12 protein-coding genes, 1 tRNA gene and 1 pseudogene are annotated in these 14599 nt (G+C 63.0%); 5 read left to right on the top strand and 9 right to left on the bottom strand.

The features are described 5' to 3' along the window. Nucleotides 1-4 precede the first annotated feature (4 nt). Nucleotides 5-946 (top strand): putative bifunctional diguanylate cyclase/phosphodiesterase, encoded by a 942-nt coding sequence (locus QO014_RS16780; protein WP_266349857.1) that lies wholly within the window; start codon nucleotides 5-7, stop codon nucleotides 944-946. 361 nt (nucleotides 947-1307) lie between these two features. On the opposite strand, the gene QO014_RS16775 is transcribed toward QO014_RS16780, so the two are convergent. Together QO014_RS16775 and QO014_RS16770 are read right to left on the bottom strand one after the other, a co-directional pair. Further along, on the bottom strand, nucleotides 1308-3089 hold the full coding sequence (locus QO014_RS16775; RefSeq protein ID WP_266349856.1) for a monovalent cation:proton antiporter-2 (CPA2) family protein: 1782 nt from the start codon (nucleotides 3087-3089) through the stop codon (nucleotides 1308-1310). 113 nt (nucleotides 3090-3202) lie between these two features. Beyond that, nucleotides 3203-4138: a pirin family protein gene (locus QO014_RS16770; RefSeq protein WP_266349855.1), complete on the bottom strand. Its 936-nt coding sequence runs from the start codon at nucleotides 4136-4138 to the stop codon at nucleotides 3203-3205. A 420-nt stretch (nucleotides 4139-4558) separates the two neighbouring features. On the opposite strand from QO014_RS16770, the gene QO014_RS16765 reads away from it, so the two are divergent. The 3 genes from QO014_RS16765 (at nucleotide 4559) to QO014_RS16755 (ending at nucleotide 6510) form a co-directional block, all read left to right on the top strand. Beyond that, entirely contained in the window at nucleotides 4559-5212 is a 654-nt protein-coding gene (locus QO014_RS16765) for a hydrolase (RefSeq protein WP_266349854.1), read from the top strand. A gap of 98 nt (nucleotides 5213-5310) precedes the next feature. Further along, nucleotides 5311-5688 carry a nuclear transport factor 2 family protein gene (locus QO014_RS16760; protein ID WP_266349853.1) on the top strand — a complete coding sequence of 126 codons (378 nt, stop codon included), beginning with the start codon at nucleotides 5311-5313 and terminating at the stop codon, nucleotides 5686-5688. Between the two features lie 63 nt (nucleotides 5689-5751). Beyond that, entirely contained in the window at nucleotides 5752-6510 is a 759-nt protein-coding gene (locus QO014_RS16755) for a nuclear transport factor 2 family protein (RefSeq protein ID WP_266349852.1), read from the top strand. Nucleotides 6511-6737: 227 nt separating this feature from the next. Here the strand turns inward: QO014_RS16755 and QO014_RS16750 are convergent. Further along, a pseudogene (locus tag QO014_RS16750) lies at nucleotides 6738-7371 on the bottom strand (DDE-type integrase/transposase/recombinase); the annotation flags it as partial. Between the two features lie 9 nt (nucleotides 7372-7380). Further along, nucleotides 7381-7992, bottom strand: coding sequence for a TetR/AcrR family transcriptional regulator (locus tag QO014_RS16745; protein ID WP_266349851.1), 612 nt, complete (start codon nucleotides 7990-7992; stop codon nucleotides 7381-7383). 239 nt (nucleotides 7993-8231) lie between these two features. On the opposite strand from QO014_RS16745, the gene QO014_RS16740 reads away from it, so the two are divergent. Then, nucleotides 8232-9143, top strand: coding sequence for a helix-turn-helix domain-containing protein (locus tag QO014_RS16740; RefSeq protein ID WP_266349850.1), 912 nt, complete (start codon nucleotides 8232-8234; stop codon nucleotides 9141-9143). Nucleotides 9144-9154: 11 nt separating this feature from the next. Here the strand turns inward: QO014_RS16740 and QO014_RS16735 are convergent, their stop codons facing one another. The 5 genes from QO014_RS16735 to QO014_RS16715 all read right to left on the bottom strand — a co-directional run bounded on the left by QO014_RS16735 (nucleotide 9155) and on the right by QO014_RS16715 (nucleotide 14532). Next, a complete protein-coding gene (locus QO014_RS16735) occupies nucleotides 9155-9859 on the bottom strand; it encodes a glutamine amidotransferase (RefSeq protein WP_266349849.1) in 705 nt (234 codons plus the stop codon). Next, complete coding sequence (locus QO014_RS16730) at nucleotides 9856-10389, bottom strand: hypothetical protein (RefSeq protein ID WP_266349945.1); 534 nt, start codon at nucleotides 10387-10389, stop codon at nucleotides 9856-9858. The genes QO014_RS16735 and QO014_RS16730 overlap by 4 nt, the downstream gene beginning before the upstream one ends. A gap of 680 nt (nucleotides 10390-11069) precedes the next feature. Next, nucleotides 11070-11900, bottom strand: a complete 831-nt coding sequence (locus QO014_RS16725) for an alpha/beta fold hydrolase (RefSeq protein WP_266349848.1) — start codon at nucleotides 11898-11900, stop codon at nucleotides 11070-11072. Between the two features lie 837 nt (nucleotides 11901-12737). Further along, nucleotides 12738-12814 (bottom strand) — tRNA-Arg (locus QO014_RS16720). Between the two features lie 203 nt (nucleotides 12815-13017). Beyond that, nucleotides 13018-14532: a sensor histidine kinase gene (locus QO014_RS16715; protein WP_266349847.1), complete on the bottom strand. Its 1515-nt coding sequence runs from the start codon at nucleotides 14530-14532 to the stop codon at nucleotides 13018-13020. Nucleotides 14533-14599: the final 67 nt, after the last annotated feature.

Below are 14599 nucleotides of genomic sequence, written 5' to 3'. Positions count from 1 at the left end.
GGATTTGGTTATTCCTGCCGAGGCCGCGGAGATCGGCGTCTGGGCCAATACGCTGACTGCGATGGCCGAATTGATTTTCGTTGTCGTCATCATGAATGCGGACCTTTCGACGCGCCGCATGATGGACATCGAAATGCGCAAGGCCATTGCGAATGGCGATTTCCAGCTTCGCTACCAGCCTCAGATCAACGAGGCCGGAAAGGTGGTTGGTGCCGAGGCTCTGATCAGCTGGCCGCACGCCAAGTTGGGCAATGTTCCTCCCGTCAAATTCATCCCGCTCGCCGAGGAAACGGGTCTCATCGTCCCGATCGGCAACTGGGTTCTGCGTGCCGCCTGCGCCCAACTTGCGCAGTGGGAGGCCGAGCCCGAAACGCGGCATCTCACGATTGCGGTCAATGTCAGCGCCTCGCAGTTCCGCCAGCCCGATTTCGTCCAGAGTGTCTCCGAAATCGTCCGCCTCAGCGGCGTCACGCCTTCGAAACTCAAGCTGGAACTCACGGAGAGCATGTTCGTCGACAATGTCGATGCAACGGTTGCCAAGATGAACGCATTGAAGGCGATCGGCATCATCTGGTCGCTCGACGATTTCGGCACAGGCTATTCGTCCTTGAGCGTTCTCAAGAGCTTTCCGCTCGGCCAGATCAAGATCGACCAGTCCTTCGTCCGCGACATGCTCACCAACGCGTCGAACATGGTCGTCACCGAAGCCATCATCGAACTTGCCGGCAAGCTGAACCTGGAGGTGATCGCCGAGGGCGTTGAAACGGTCGAGCAGCTCGATCGCCTTCGCGAGACCGGTTGCCGGACCTATCAGGGCTATCTCTTCAGCCCGCCGCTCGACATTGACGCGTTCGGCAAGTTCCTGTCGCCGGAGCCGTCCAATATTGAGCCTCTTTCACGACACCTGCCGGCATCGCCAGCCCCGGATCTCGTGGTACTGCGATGACGCCCCCCTCGCCGTCGTGAGGCGACCAGTCGAGTGAGGGGTGAACGGCGGCTCGCTTATCCGAAGGCGTGTGACGCCATGACTTGCCTCAAGCGAGGTCGAATTCAATGGATTGGGAAAGTAAATGGTGCACCGACGTCGATGAAACTGAGAACTACGTTTTCGCTGCGGCGCCCTAAGACACGAAGTCCAATTTGGCTGCCCATGACTGGCGTAGGACCCAGTTAAGATCCCTCTCGCACCGCCCGTCGCCGCCAACCTCCATCGATCAGCAACGGGCGCTATAGGTGACACCTTTATCGGAGTTTCCCGGGGTCGTCGTTCATCTTCGGTATCAGTGGGCGAGCCCCAGCGGAAACCCTCAGTTTTGCTCTGCCGCCGGCGGGGTCACCGACGCTCTGCCCAACGGCTCCGGGATGGGTTTGGTGAGCAGCCGATCCAGGCCGGACATGGCATCTCCCTGGACCTGCTCGGACAGGCGCTCCGCGTCGCGCTGGCGGATATCTTCAGCCGCCTCCTCAATGTCGACCTCGGCAAACCCCAGCGCACGAAGGCCCTCCGCTCCCATCAGATAGGCGGATTCCACCGTCTCGCGAATCTGATAGTCGACGCCGGCGCGGATCAGCTCGACGGCGTGGCTGCGATCATAGCTGCGCACCAGGAGCCTGGCCTGCGGGAATTCATGCCGCGCCAGTTCCACGATCTGTATCGCCGCCTTCCGATCGTCGATGCAGACCATGATCGCATCCGCCTCACGCGCGCCGGATTGGCGCAGCGTGTCCAGTCGGGCGCCGTCGCCGAAGAAGACCTTGAACCCATATCGGGCGGCATCGCGGATGCGGTCGGGGTCCCGGTCGATGACGGCGAGGTCGATGCCCCTGGATAGCAGAAGCTGCGAGGCGATCTGGCCAAAGCGGCCGAAGCCGATCAGGAGCATCCGCCCCCTCAGATCATGCGCGACATCAACGCCGTCCATCGACACCCCGGAACGCAAGAGCCGGTCGGCCGCTATCATGAACAGCGGCGTTATGGCCATGGACAGGATCACGACGGTGACGAACAACGCATTGTCCCGCGCGTCGATCACACCGCCCGACATGGCGGCGGCATAGAGCACAAAGGCAAATTCGCCGCCCTGCAGGAACATGGACGTCCGATGCACGGCTTGATGGTTGGAGCTGCCGAACAAGCGCGCGACCGCATAGACCATGGCGCCCTTGGCCACAGTGAACGCAGCCAGCATCGCCAGCAGGAGCCGCCATTCGGCCGCGACGACGGAAAGATCGAGCGACATTCCCACAGCGAGGAAGAACAGCCCCATCAGCAGGCCGCGAAACGGTTCGACATCGCTCTCGATCTGATGGCGGTAACTGGAGCTCGACAGCATGACACCGGCAAGGAAGGCGCCCATTGCCATTGAGAGGCCGGCGGCATCCATCAACAGCGCCGCGCCCAGGACCACCAGCAGCGCCCCGGCCGTCATCACCTCTCGTGTCCGTGCGCGCGCCAGCAGAGCAAAGAAAGGGTTCAGGCCCCAGCGCCCCACCCCCAGCAGCGCCACCAGCGCGGCCGCCGCGACCAGTATGTCGATCCATTCGGCCTGCCCGTGCGACAGGGGCGACAGGAAGGCGACCACCGCCAGAAGCGGCACGATCATCAAGTCCTCGAACAGCAGGATCGCGACCGATTTCTGGCCCTCCGCGCTGGCGAGTTCGCCCCGATCCTGCAGCACCGACATGATGACGGCGGTCGAGGAAAGAACGAAGCCCGCACCGGCGATGAAGGCGACCGTGCCGGAAAAGCCGAAGACCGCTACACCGGACAGCGCCAGGGCGGATGTCGCGGCCGCCACCTGGACACAGCCCAGCCCGAAGATCTGGCCACGCATCGCCCATAGTTTCTGTGGGCGCAGTTCCAGTCCGATCACGAACAGGAACATCACCACCCCGAGCTCGGAGAAATGAAGAATGGCCTCGGCATCGGTGATGAGGCTCAGCACCGACGGCCCGACCAGCAGGCCGGCGGCGAAATAGCCCAGAACCGATCCAAGGCCGATCCGCTGGAACAACGGCACGGCAAGAACAGCCGCCCCCATCAGGACGACCGCTGGACCGATCGTCTGCCCAAGGCTCGCTTCAGCCATCGACTTGCCTTTCCAGTGGGGTGTCCTGCGTACGAAGGTTCTTCATAGGGCCAGCATAGCTTGTGGCACATGCCGTTGAGCTTCGCGTTCGTCCGACTTCAGGCCCTATCCGGTCAATCCGGAAGGGAAATGTGCTCATTCCGGTCGTCGACAGGCAGATCGAAGCGTCCCTTGCCCCAGTTCGCGGCGCGCCATTCGGCCTTGGCGAGCTCGATGCGCTCCTTTGAGGAGGCGACGAAGTTCCACCAGATGTAGCGTGGTCTGTTGAAGGTCGCACCGCCGAGGATCATCAGCCGCGCGCCCTGGTCTCCGGCGGCCACTGTGATGCGGTCGCCCGGTCGAAACACCATCATCTGCGAAGCCTCGAAGTCCTGTCCGGCAACCGAGATCGATCCTTCGACGATGTAGATGCCGCGGTCTTCGTGGTTGTCCGGCATCGGCAATCGGCTTCCCGGTTCAAGCTTCACATCGGCGTAGAATGTCTCGGAGAGCATCGTCGCGCGCGCAGCCTTTCCATAGGCGTTTCCGAGAATGAGCCGAACGGTGACACCGCGGTCCTCAATCACGGGCAGCGTTTCCTTGCCATGATGCTCGAAACTGGGCGCTACGTCCTCATAGCTGTCCGGCAGGGCCAGCCAGGTCTGGATCCCGAAAAGGCTGTTCGGACCGCTCCTCGCCATCGCGGATGTGCGCTCCGAATGCGTGACGCCGCGCCCCGCGACCATCCAGTTCAGCGCGCCGGGGCTGATGATCTGATCGGCGCCGGTGCTGTCACGGTGATGGAAGTCGCCTTTGAACAGGTAGGTAACTGTGCCGAGGCCGATATGCGGATGCGGCCGGACGTCGACGCCCTGTCCGGTCAGCAACTCTGCGGGCCCGGCCTGATCGAAGAAGATGAACGGCCCGACCATCTGCCGCTTCGGCGCGGGCAGCGCGCGCCGTACCTCGAAACCGCCAATATCGCGCGAGCGCGGGACGATCAGGGTCTCGATCGCATCGATCCCGACCTCGTCCGGACAGCCCGGTTCAATTGAAGGGTTCCAGCTCATATGCATCATCCCTTTGTTTCCGGATCACCTGATCCTGACGAGAGATCGTCGTAGCCCGCGGTCGAAATGCCCTCCGGCACCGGCAATTCCACGAACGCCGCACGTCCGCGATGTCCCTTCGGCGCTCCGCGTTTCGCAACAAAGCTTGGCAGGAGCAGGCACGACAGTGTCGCCAATGGAGATGTCGCTTGCTGCGCTCGCCGCACCGTCTGGCCATGGCGCATTCCTGGCGCCAGATCCGTCGAAATTCGGCCGCAGCTTTTCCGACAAACCGAGCGAACTCAAGCCTCCGCGTTACGACGAGCCGGAAAGGCAGCAAGAACGGCACCAGAGCGGCATGTCCTGCACCGCAAAGCGCGAACGGAATCGTTAATTACCAGCAGCCGATGAGCTGCTTCCCACAAGACTCAGGAGATTAGAATGGCTGTTCGCAACGGTCTTGCTTCGCTTCTTCGCCCCGCAGATTCCGTGCTGGTCCTTATAGACCATCAGCCCTACCAGCTCGCGAACCTGAACAGCCACGATCCGCATACCGTGGTCAACAACTCGGCGGCGCTGGCGAAGGCTGCGAAGGTATTCGGCGTGCCCACCATCCTGACCAGCGTCGTCGCGGATCGCGGCGGTCATATCTTCCCGCAGATCACCAACGTGTTTCCCGGCCAAGAGATCATCGACCGGACGCTGATCAACACCTGGGAGGATCCAAATGTTGTCGACGTGGTCAAGGCGACAGGTCGCAAGCAACTGGTCCTGGCTGGCCTGTGGACCGAGGTCTGTGTCGCGATGCCGGCAATCCAGGCGGCCGGCGAAGGCTGGGACGTAACAGTCGTCACCGATGCGTCCGGCGCCGTTTCGACAGAGGCGCATGAGATCGCCATCCAGCGCATGATCGCGGCTGGCGTGAACATGATCACCTGGATGGCGCTGGCGGCGGAATGGCAGCGCGACTGGGCGCGGGCAAAGACCGCCGGTCCGCTCACCGAGGTGCTCATCCAGCATGCTGCGGGCAGTGGCATCGCCTATCTGTGGGAGCAGCAGTTGCTCAACACACCGGTGCCGAGCCCGGCGGGCTGATTTGAGTCCCGGTTGCGAGGAGAGCCCCGAGGACACGTTGGACAAGCGTCGCTTCGTCATCCATGGCGCTGCTCGAAGCTGCCGCAAAGGAGGTACGGATGGATTTCGAGAAACTTATGCAGGCCAACCTCGATCTGGTGTTTGGCGAACGTGACTTCACGCGGCGCATTGCGGCGATCCGGAGAATCTACGATGAAGACGCGGAGCTTCACGAACCTCAGCGTTCGGCGCGAGGACATGAAGCGATCTCGCAGGCGGTAGCAGACGTTCTGGAGCATCTACCTCCGGATTTCGTATTCACCGCGGTAAGGCCGGCATCGGGCCACAACGGCGTTGGCCGTTTGCAGTGGCAGGCGGGCCCACTCGGAGAGCCCGTCGCAGTTACGGGCACCGATGTCGCACATGTCGAAGGCGGCCTCATTCGAACCCTGCACGTCTTCGTCGATCAACCGGCATCTGAACGGACAACGCGCTGAGCGGAGGTCGCGCCGGCTGCTACCCCGCCCGGGCCCTCTGGCATATTGAAGGAACTGCTGGAAATGACCAAGAACGATTTTCCTTTGGGACTGGAGATGGATGTCTCCTATCCGAACTTCGAGGTCAGCCTGACGCTGCTGTCCCTCGAAAAAATGCGGTTCGAGATCAAGGAGGGGCCATTCGCCCGGATCGAAACTGTCGATATCGAAGTCGTGCCCCTCGGCAACAGCGTTTTCGCTGTGAGCTGGCAAGAACAGAGCGGCGCGACGGTCACGAACATTCAGGACTACGATCGCAGTCTCGTCTTCTCGTTCGCGACGCTGCCCAACGGCCAGTTCTTGCGAATGACGGGGACAATGGCGATCACGAGACCTACTCATCGGACCTCCGATGATCGTCCTCATCGCAACAAGGCGCTGGTTCTCGAAGCAATGACTTCGCTGTTCCAGCGTCATGACGCGTCGGCCGTGGATCGGCTTTACGCTCTGGATTACATCCAGCACAATCCCAGCATTCCCCAGGGCCGTGACGCGTTGCGGACGATCGTTGAAGGGCTGCCGGAGCATGTCCACTACGAGCCTGGCCTGATCATTGCGGATGGCGATCTCGTCGCGATCCACGGCCGCATCCGCGGCTGGGCGGATGAACCGCAGATCGCGATCGACATCTTCCGGGTCGAGGACGGCAAGCTGGCCGAGCACTGGGACGTCCTGCAGAACGAGGTGACTGCCACGGCAGCCGGTAGCGGGATCGCGATGTTCGACCCCGAAGAAGCAAGGCCTCGTGCTCAGCCAAGGCCGGGGCAGGCCGCAGGCTCCTGACGCATTGATACAGATTCGGACAGATGCGAGCCCGAGGGTCGCGAGTAAGTCCTCGGGGCGCCGGTCGTAGCGGCTGACGAAGCCCCGCACCTACGTGATCCTGCCGAAGACGCGCTCGACGAAGTTATTTTGGCGATGGAGCCAGATACTGAAGGCTGCAGCATGGTTGCGGCTTGAATCGCCCCGGGTTTGCGGAGTCCATTTGCTTTGAGTCAGGCTGCCGTTTTCTATTCATCGGGCAGAGCGCAGTGCCGTTCCTTGGCTGCGGCCGGCGGGGTGTCGCCGATGGACTCCGGCAGCCGGCGATTGTCAAACCAGTCGACCCAGGTCAGCGCGGCGAACTCGATGGCCTCGAAGGATCGCCAACGCCCCCGACGATGGATGACCTCGGCCTTGCAGAGGCCGTTGATCGTCTCGGCGAGCGCGTTGTCATAGCCGTCACCGACGCTGCCGACGGAGGGCTCGATACCGGCCTCAGCCAGCCGTTCGGTTTAGCGAATGCTCCTATTGCGAGCCGCAGTCGCTCTGGTGCACCAGGCCGCCGTGATGAGCGGGCTGTCGCTCGTGAAGGACCTGCTCCAGCGCATCCAGCACGAAGCTGGCATGCTCGTCCCGCCCACCCGCCAGCCGACGATGCGGCGGGAATAGGCGTCGATTACGTCAGCGCAAATGCGGAGCATTTGTCGCGTGGCGACGTAGAGGAAGCCCGCCCAGGTGCTGACATAGGTGAAGTCCGACAGCCACAGCCTGTTCGGAGCCGGGGCATGGAACACCCGGTCACACCGGCAAGCCCATACCCTGCATCAGCCGTTCGACGGTGCACCACGCCACGTCGAACCCCTCGCGCATCATCTGTCGCCAAGTCACGGCTCAACAGGTCTTGATGGCGGCATCCAGAGCGATGACCAGCCTGTCGAGATCGACCTGCTTGAAAGCTTTCCCTCGGACGATCATGCGCGAGTAAAGGGTGGCAAAGAGAAGATCGATCGCAAGTTCCCTGTCGAGGTCCTCGCGCAATTCGTTCCGGGCGATGGCGCGATCTAGCAGCCGATGTCCGAACTGTCGCCGCGCCACGGCAATGCCATCCAGCATTGCCGACAATTCGGTCGACCGCAAACGTTCGGCAACCAGATCGGGGATTATCCGGCGGACCAGAGGATGTCTCAAGACCGCGCGCGTAGCTCGAAGATATTCACGAATATCCGCCTGCAGCGACCCCCGGTCGGTGGAACCCAACCGCATGACCTCGACGCTTCGGATCGCTTCGCACGCAAATTCCAGTTTCGACGGCCATCGCCGATAGATGGCGGCCTTCCCAGCGCCGGCCCGATCCGCTACCCGCTCGAGACTCATTCCCGTGTAGCCGGTTTGCGCCCATTCCTCGAAAAGCGCCCTGTAAAGCGCTGACGTCAGTTCGGGTCGTATGACGGCCGCGCCGCTCGGCTTCCGCCTTTCGTGATGGTCGATACTCTTGCGTTCCATTCAAAAATTCCCCATGGTCGATACGGTACCGTTTCGACCATGGAGTGAGAAGGGGTCGAAACGACCTTCATCGGTTGTTTCTGGATCGTTGCGGGTAGCCGGGGCGAGGATCGCAACAGTGCCTTTCGCGTGCGACCCGAAAGAAGAATGCTTGCTTTGATCAATCGCCGATCAATCCGCGAGGCGCGAGGCGGGCGGCCAGTTTAGTCCCGATCGGCGATAGTGATAGGAGACACAGCATGAGCGTGCCTGCCTATTCGTCTTTCGCGCAGTTGCACCGCAAAGGTCGACACGCGCGCTATGTGCGCTCGATGAAGTCTCGCGGCGGAATCGTCGATCTTCTTGAGGTAGACCGGCCAGCCGGAGACATGTCCCGCCCGGCCCTGCCAGATATCGTCCTGGTGCAGGATATGCTTGGCTGCAGTCGTGTCAGGGGAGACCTGGGAGGAGGTCGCTTCGATGTGACGAGCAGGAAAGGCACCCTTGCCCTTGCGGCGCCGAACTTCGCGACCACGGTGATCAATGACGAAAGCCATCTGCTTCGCAGCCTTGCGTTTCCTTTGGCGCAGTGGCAAGGCGTGCTTGACGAAGCCTGCGACACCGGGTTCTCGGTCGATAATTTTCGTGTCTATGGCCGAATTTTTAACTCGCCGGCCATCCGTTCAGCGCTCCGAAAGCTGTGGACGCTCTCTGAAGACGAGGGGGCGCCGTCTCGTCTGTTGGCACGGGCCGCAGGCTGCGAGATCATGGCAGAACTCTGCCGAGAGGGCGGGGCACCATTCGGGCAGGTCAAGGGCGGCCTCGCCCCCTGGGCAGAGAGGCGCTGCCTGGAACTGCTGAGGGCGCGGCTTTCGGAAGACGTCAGCCTCGACGAACTGGCAGCCGAAGCGGGGCTGTCGCCGTTTCATTTCGCGCGCATGTTCAAGCAGAGCGTCGGCGTGCCGCCGCGGGTCTACCTCACGCGGCTGAGGATCGAAAAAGCCTGTGAGCTTCTTGATCAGACGGACCTTCCGGTCACGGAGATTGCGCAGGAGGTCGGCTACTCATCAAACCAGGTCCTTGCCCGGGTGTTCAGCAAGCATCAACGCATGAGTCCGTCCGACTATCGTCGGGCGGTCCGTGATCCGGTGCGTTTCATCGCGCTGAGGTGACCGCCTGGAAGCTAGAGCGTCAGGCGCGACAGCCACCCGGCCACAAGGATGGCGCCGGCCCCTTCGAGCGCGCTGGCAAGCCACCCGGCATCGCGGCGCAGCGTGCCGGGGTCAATGCCTGCCGCGGCCAGTTCACTGGCGTGGCCCAGCAGCCAGTGCTCGAACCGCGCACCCTGGACTTCCGGGTGGAACTGAAGGCCGAGCACGTTCGGTCCACGCGAGAAGGCCTGGTTCATGCAGAGCGGGGTTGAAGCGAGGAGCGTGCCGCCCTTCGGCAGGTCGAACGTGTCGCCATGCCAGTGAAGCACGGCCACGTTGCGCAGCACAGCGAGAGGGTTTGCCGCCACGGCATCCGACAGATCAAGTGCCGACCAGCCTATCTCCTTGGCCGGCCCCGGATAGACGCGCGCACCGAGGGCTGCCGCCATCAGCTGCGCGCCGAGACATATGCCGAGCGTCGGCCGGTCGGCCGCAAGCCGCGCGCGCAGCAGGCGCATCTCGCCGGTGAGGACCGGATAGGAATCGTGATCGTAGACGCCGATCGGACCGCCCAAAACCACGAGGAGATCGGCGCCGAGAGGATCGACCGTCGCCGGATCGCGCTCGGCCACGTCTATATATTCGATGTCATAGCCGGCTGCTGTTAAGGGGTCCGCGAAGCTGCCGAGGTCCTCGAAGCCTATGTGTCGAATAGCCTGTACGGTCTTCAGCGTCATTCCTCTCCTCTCGAACCGCCCGTGGCCCGCGCCGCTCGCGTCAACAGAATATGTTCGAGATCTTTGAGCGCGGCCGCCGCCGTGGCGAGCGGTTCCGTTCCGGATCCCATCGCGATCGTCTCGCCCATCGCGTCCGTGGTGATCCGGATCGCCTTGTTCTTTCCGGACACGTGCGCGAGCGGATCGGTCGGCGGGTAAGTCCGGACGCCGACAGACGCCCGCGTCGTGCCGTCCGACCGGATGAGACTCCCCACAAGCTTGGGCATGAGACGATGCTTTTGCCACGTCTCGATATCATGCTCCGAAACTGCCTGAATGCCCTCGACGGCGAGGTCGTCCATTGTCAGCCCTGCATCGAGGCCGAAATTGGCGAGAATCAGGAGCTTGCTGGCGGTGTCCCAGCCCTCGGTATCGTTGCGCGTATCGGCTTCAGCGAACCCGCCCGCCTGCGCGCGCTCCAGCGCTTCGTCGAAGCCGAGGTTCTGGTTCATCATCGCGTCGAGCAGATAATTGGTGGTCGCGTTCAGAATGCCCTCAATTTCGAGTACCTCGCAGCCTTTCAGGCTGTGCTCGAGAAGGTCGATCGTCGGCAGTGCGGCACCAGCGGCGCCGCTGAGCTTCAGCGTCGCGCCCGTAGAACGCGCCAGAGCCCGCAGTTCCGGCCCGCTGTAGACCAGCGCGCCCTTCGATATGACGATCGTGTCACGCCCCGCCGAAAGCGAGGGGAGAGGCCTGGGCCACCGGTTCGAAAATCGCTGGGGCCCGCCTCAATGAGAATGTCGGCGCCGCTTGCCTCGATGAATGCCGGACCCGAGAGGCCCGGCTCAAGAGCATCCAGGCGCCCGGCTTCGATACCGGCGGCGTCGACCAGACCAGATCGCGATCCGCAGACGGCGACAAGACGAATGTCGGTTCCATGGACCTCCCGGTAACGAGCGCGGCGGGCTAGGAGTAGATTGCTCGTGACGCGACCCACCTTCCCGAAACCGGCGATCGCGACTCTGACGACATTCATGGTTTCCATGCGTTATCTTCCGGCAACGAGCACAGCTTGCCAACGCTTCCAAGAGCGCCGAACGAACTCGCAGTGAAACTCTTGACTATCCGGCAGTGTATCCTCGCGCCCTCCATGGCGAGTAGGGCAGGCACGGAGGCGCGCTTGCGTCGGTCGCGAAAGGCGCGGCCGCCGCTTGCCTCCGACAAAGCGATCTCAGGCGCGGATGAAGGCCAGCATATCCGGATTCACCACGTCGGGATGCGTGGCGAACAGACCGTGAGAAAGGCCGGGATAGGTCTTCAGTGTGCCGTCTCTAACGAGCTTGATCGCCTTGTGAGCCGAATTCTCGATGGGCACGATCTGATCGTCCTCGCCGTGGATGATTAGCACCGGAACGGTGAGTGCCTTCAGATCCTCGGTGAAGTCGGTCTCTGAAAACACTTTGATGCAGTCATGATGCGCCTTGGCGCCGCCGCTCATGCCCTGGCGCCACCAACTGTCGATCAGGCCCTGGCTGACCTTCGCGCCTTCACGGTTGAAGCCATAGAAGGGTCCGCTCGGCAGATCGCGGTAGAATTGCGCGCGGTTTGCCTCTAGGGCGGAGCGCAACCCATCGAAGACCTCCGAGGGCACGCCGTTCGTGTTGGCGTCGGACCGAGCCATCACCGGCGGGATCGCTGCGACCAGGATGGCCTTGGCCACACGGCCGCGTTCGGCGCGCGCTGCATAACGCGTGACTTCACCGCCGCCCGTCGAATGGCCGATATGGACCGCGTCGCGCAGATCGAGCGTCTTGGCGATCTCAACGACGTCTGCGGCATAGGTGTCCATGTCGTTGCCGGCGTCGGTCTGGTCGGACCGGCCATGGCCGCGCCGATCATACGCGATCACACGATAGCCTTCGGACAGGAAGAACAGCATCTGGTTGTCCCAGTCGTCGGCGCTGAGCGGCCAGCCGTGGTGGAACACGATCGGCTGCGCGTCTTTCGGCCCCCAATCCTTGTAGAACAGATTCGTGCCGTCGTTCATGGTGATGGTGTTCATGGCGTGCCTTCCTTTCGTTGGTTTCCAATGGATGTCGGGTATTGCCGGGTGCCGTACGGCTTCGTTCGCCGGCGGCCGGGCTCTGACATGGAGCACTGGAAGCGGTTGCTGATCGAGTTGGTCGGCAATGAGTCACGCGGGCGTGCTGGCACTGGTGCTCGATCCAGCTCTCGACGACCAGGCTTGATTTAGCGATCGTTTAAGTGCCGTGCGCCACCGGGACTGCTGTCGAGGTGCCGATCTTGCTCGTTCTTCATCCGAACCGGAGACATCAGATAACAAGATGGGGAGGACCACGCCCGAAGGCTGGCCTATTGTAACGACCCATCCCGATGCCCGCCGACAACGATCCGATGGCGTCTCACTGCATTGGAGCCCGGTGCCGCCAGCGTTTCACCGACGGTCACATCGTGCTCGGCGACGGCGTCCTGCGGGCCACCGTCAGCCAAGTGCAAAAGACGGGCGCGTGTGTCGGTGCTGACGGGCATCGAGCCGCCAAACCGACCACAGCTTATCGGAGTCTCACAAGCCTAGTCAGTCGATGGACGAGAAGGGATGGAACGCATATGCCCAAGTAGTTGGCTGGTCCTCGGATGTGTCGTTAGCACCGTTGGCTTCTGGAGGTCTGCCAAAATGGTTCTGACGTCCGAAATCGGCGGATACCTGCCATACAAAGCCCATATGCAACATCTTCGTAAGGGCAATCATTCGACAGGGAGCGATTCGAACATTTCCACCGTCAAACGCCGCCGTTTCGGCGTGCAGGTCGTTCGCTACCAAATGCAAATGCGTCCGAGTGGCGGGTATGGCGCACTGTGGAGCATAATCGGCGGAGAATGGCGCGCCCGAAGAGATTCGAACTCCTGACCCCCAGATTCGTAGTCTGGTGCTCTATCCAGCTGAGCTACGGGCGCCTGCCGATTTTGGTCGGTTGAGACTGGGTCTCCACCGGCTGTCGTCACCCTCTTGGGCGTCGGCGGCGTATAGCTAGCCGAGCATCCCCCGGATTGCAAGCGTCGAATTCGCGGCGTCGACAGCCTGGGGAAAAGCCTTGCCGGCTTGCGCTTGATCATGAGGAAATCCGCCATTTCGCCCGATGGAGGCGAGAGGCCGACGCTCAACGGCCGCGGGCGCGCATCGCCTGATCGAATGAGGCGGGGCGGTCGGGAACCGATATCTCGAACGAAGCACCCGGCCCCGCCTCGTCGACCAGGGCAATCGAGCCGCCATGGGCGCGGATGATCTCGGCCGCGATCGCGAGGCCGAGACCCGTGCCGCCGGGGCGCACGCCGCCTTGAAACGCCTGGAACAGGTTGACGCGCGCCTTTTCGGGCACGCCGGGGCCCGTATCGCACACCCGGATGACCGCGACCGTGCCACGGCGCATGGCCTCGATCGACAGTCTGCGGACGACGGCGGGATCATCCTCGCCGTCCATCGCCTGGATCGCGTTGCGGCAGAGATTGAGCAGCACGCGGAAGAGCTGGTCGGGATCGGCATCGACCTCGAAGCCGGGCGGAACGCGACTCTCGAATCGGATCCGCGCATTCTGGTCGAGGCCGAGGACCTCGTAGACGTCACGGGCGACCCGCGTCAGCGCCACCAGGCGACGGCGCGGCTCGCGCTCGCGCGCCCGTCCATAGGCGAGCGTGGTCTGGCAATAATCGATCGCCCGGCCGAGCGTCGCGATCAGCTTGGGCGCGAAGCGCTGCACCGTCGGGTCCGGCAGCGCCGCGATACGGTCGGAGAAGAGCTGCGCCGAGGCGAGCAGGTTGCGCAGGTCGTGATTGACCTTGGAGACGGCAAGCCCCAGATCGGCCAGATGCCGCTTCTGCGACAAGGTCTCGCTCAACTGGCTCTGCATGGCGGCGAGTTCGTTCTCGGCGATGCCGATCTCGTCGGAACGGCCGCTCGGCACGATGATCCCGTTCTTGTCCTCCGGGTCCTGCGAGAAGCGCACCATGGCCTGCGAGAGACGGCGCATCGGCCGCACGAACAGGCGCTGCAGGCTGATATAGATCGGGATCGCCGCGATGATCGAGATGAGTGCGGAGAGCGCCAGGATGTTGCCGGCGAAATGCAGCATGGCCGCGCGGAGGGGGCGGTCGCTGATGATGAGCTCGAGGCTGGCGCCATCCTGAGCTGGCCCGATGACGCGCAGCGTACGCGGCGTCCAGGCGGTCAGCGTCTGGAAGGCGGCACCGATCGAACCCAGCATGTCGCTGCTGCGCAGATCCGCCGTCTCGTCGACTGAGGGCGGCATGTCCGCTGCGGCGAGCAGCCGCGTAGCGCCGCCCGTCCGCAGCACAACGGCCGTGGCGCCCACCGCGGAGAGAAGGTCATCCTGCACCGTGCGGGGAACATCGCTCCAGATCGACGAATCGAGCAGGACGCTCGCGGCGCGCGCGGTCGCCAGCCGGTCTTCGAGGAAACGCAGGCGAAAAGCCGCGAGCGACGGCACGAATCCGGCAATGCCGGTCGCCATGACGAACAGGATGGTGACGATGATCAGCTTGGCCGTGAGCCCCGGCCCGCGAGGGCGCGTGGACAGCACGACGCGGTCCGGCAGCGTCGCCGCACCGGCCGATGACGCGTCATCCATCTGGGCCTCTACCGGCACCTTTGCGTCCAAGCGCTCTTCCCCTACCATCGATTGCACAATGATGCGTCCGCGGCCCTACCCCCGTCAAACGGAGCAT

It is taken from the genome of Kaistia dalseonensis, assembly GCF_030814715.1.
GTDB classification, from domain to species: domain Bacteria; phylum Pseudomonadota; class Alphaproteobacteria; order Rhizobiales; family Kaistiaceae; genus Kaistia; species Kaistia dalseonensis.
The sequence above is the reverse complement of the archived record's forward strand: the minus strand, read 5'-3'. Positions and strand labels throughout refer to the sequence as shown.

Excerpts from the sequence above, each read along its gene's own strand:
- QO014_RS16775 (WP_266349856.1), bottom strand. The coding sequence starts at position 3,089 with ATGGCTGAAGCGAGCCTTGGGCAGACGATCGGTCCAGCGGTCGTCCTG.
- QO014_RS16770 (WP_266349855.1), bottom strand. The coding sequence starts at position 4,138 with ATGAGCTGGAACCCTTCAATTGAACCGGGCTGTCCGGACGAGGTCGGG.
- QO014_RS16765 (WP_266349854.1), top strand. The coding sequence starts at position 4,559 with ATGGCTGTTCGCAACGGTCTTGCTTCGCTTCTTCGCCCCGCAGATTCC.
- QO014_RS16760 (WP_266349853.1), top strand. The coding sequence starts at position 5,311 with ATGGATTTCGAGAAACTTATGCAGGCCAACCTCGATCTGGTGTTTGGC.
- QO014_RS16755 (WP_266349852.1), top strand. The coding sequence starts at position 5,752 with ATGACCAAGAACGATTTTCCTTTGGGACTGGAGATGGATGTCTCCTAT.
- QO014_RS16745 (WP_266349851.1), bottom strand. The coding sequence starts at position 7,992 with ATGGAACGCAAGAGTATCGACCATCACGAAAGGCGGAAGCCGAGCGGC.
- QO014_RS16740 (WP_266349850.1), top strand. The coding sequence starts at position 8,232 with ATGAGCGTGCCTGCCTATTCGTCTTTCGCGCAGTTGCACCGCAAAGGT.
- QO014_RS16735 (WP_266349849.1), bottom strand. The coding sequence starts at position 9,859 with ATGACGCTGAAGACCGTACAGGCTATTCGACACATAGGCTTCGAGGAC.
- QO014_RS16725 (WP_266349848.1), bottom strand. The coding sequence starts at position 11,900 with ATGAACACCATCACCATGAACGACGGCACGAATCTGTTCTACAAGGAT.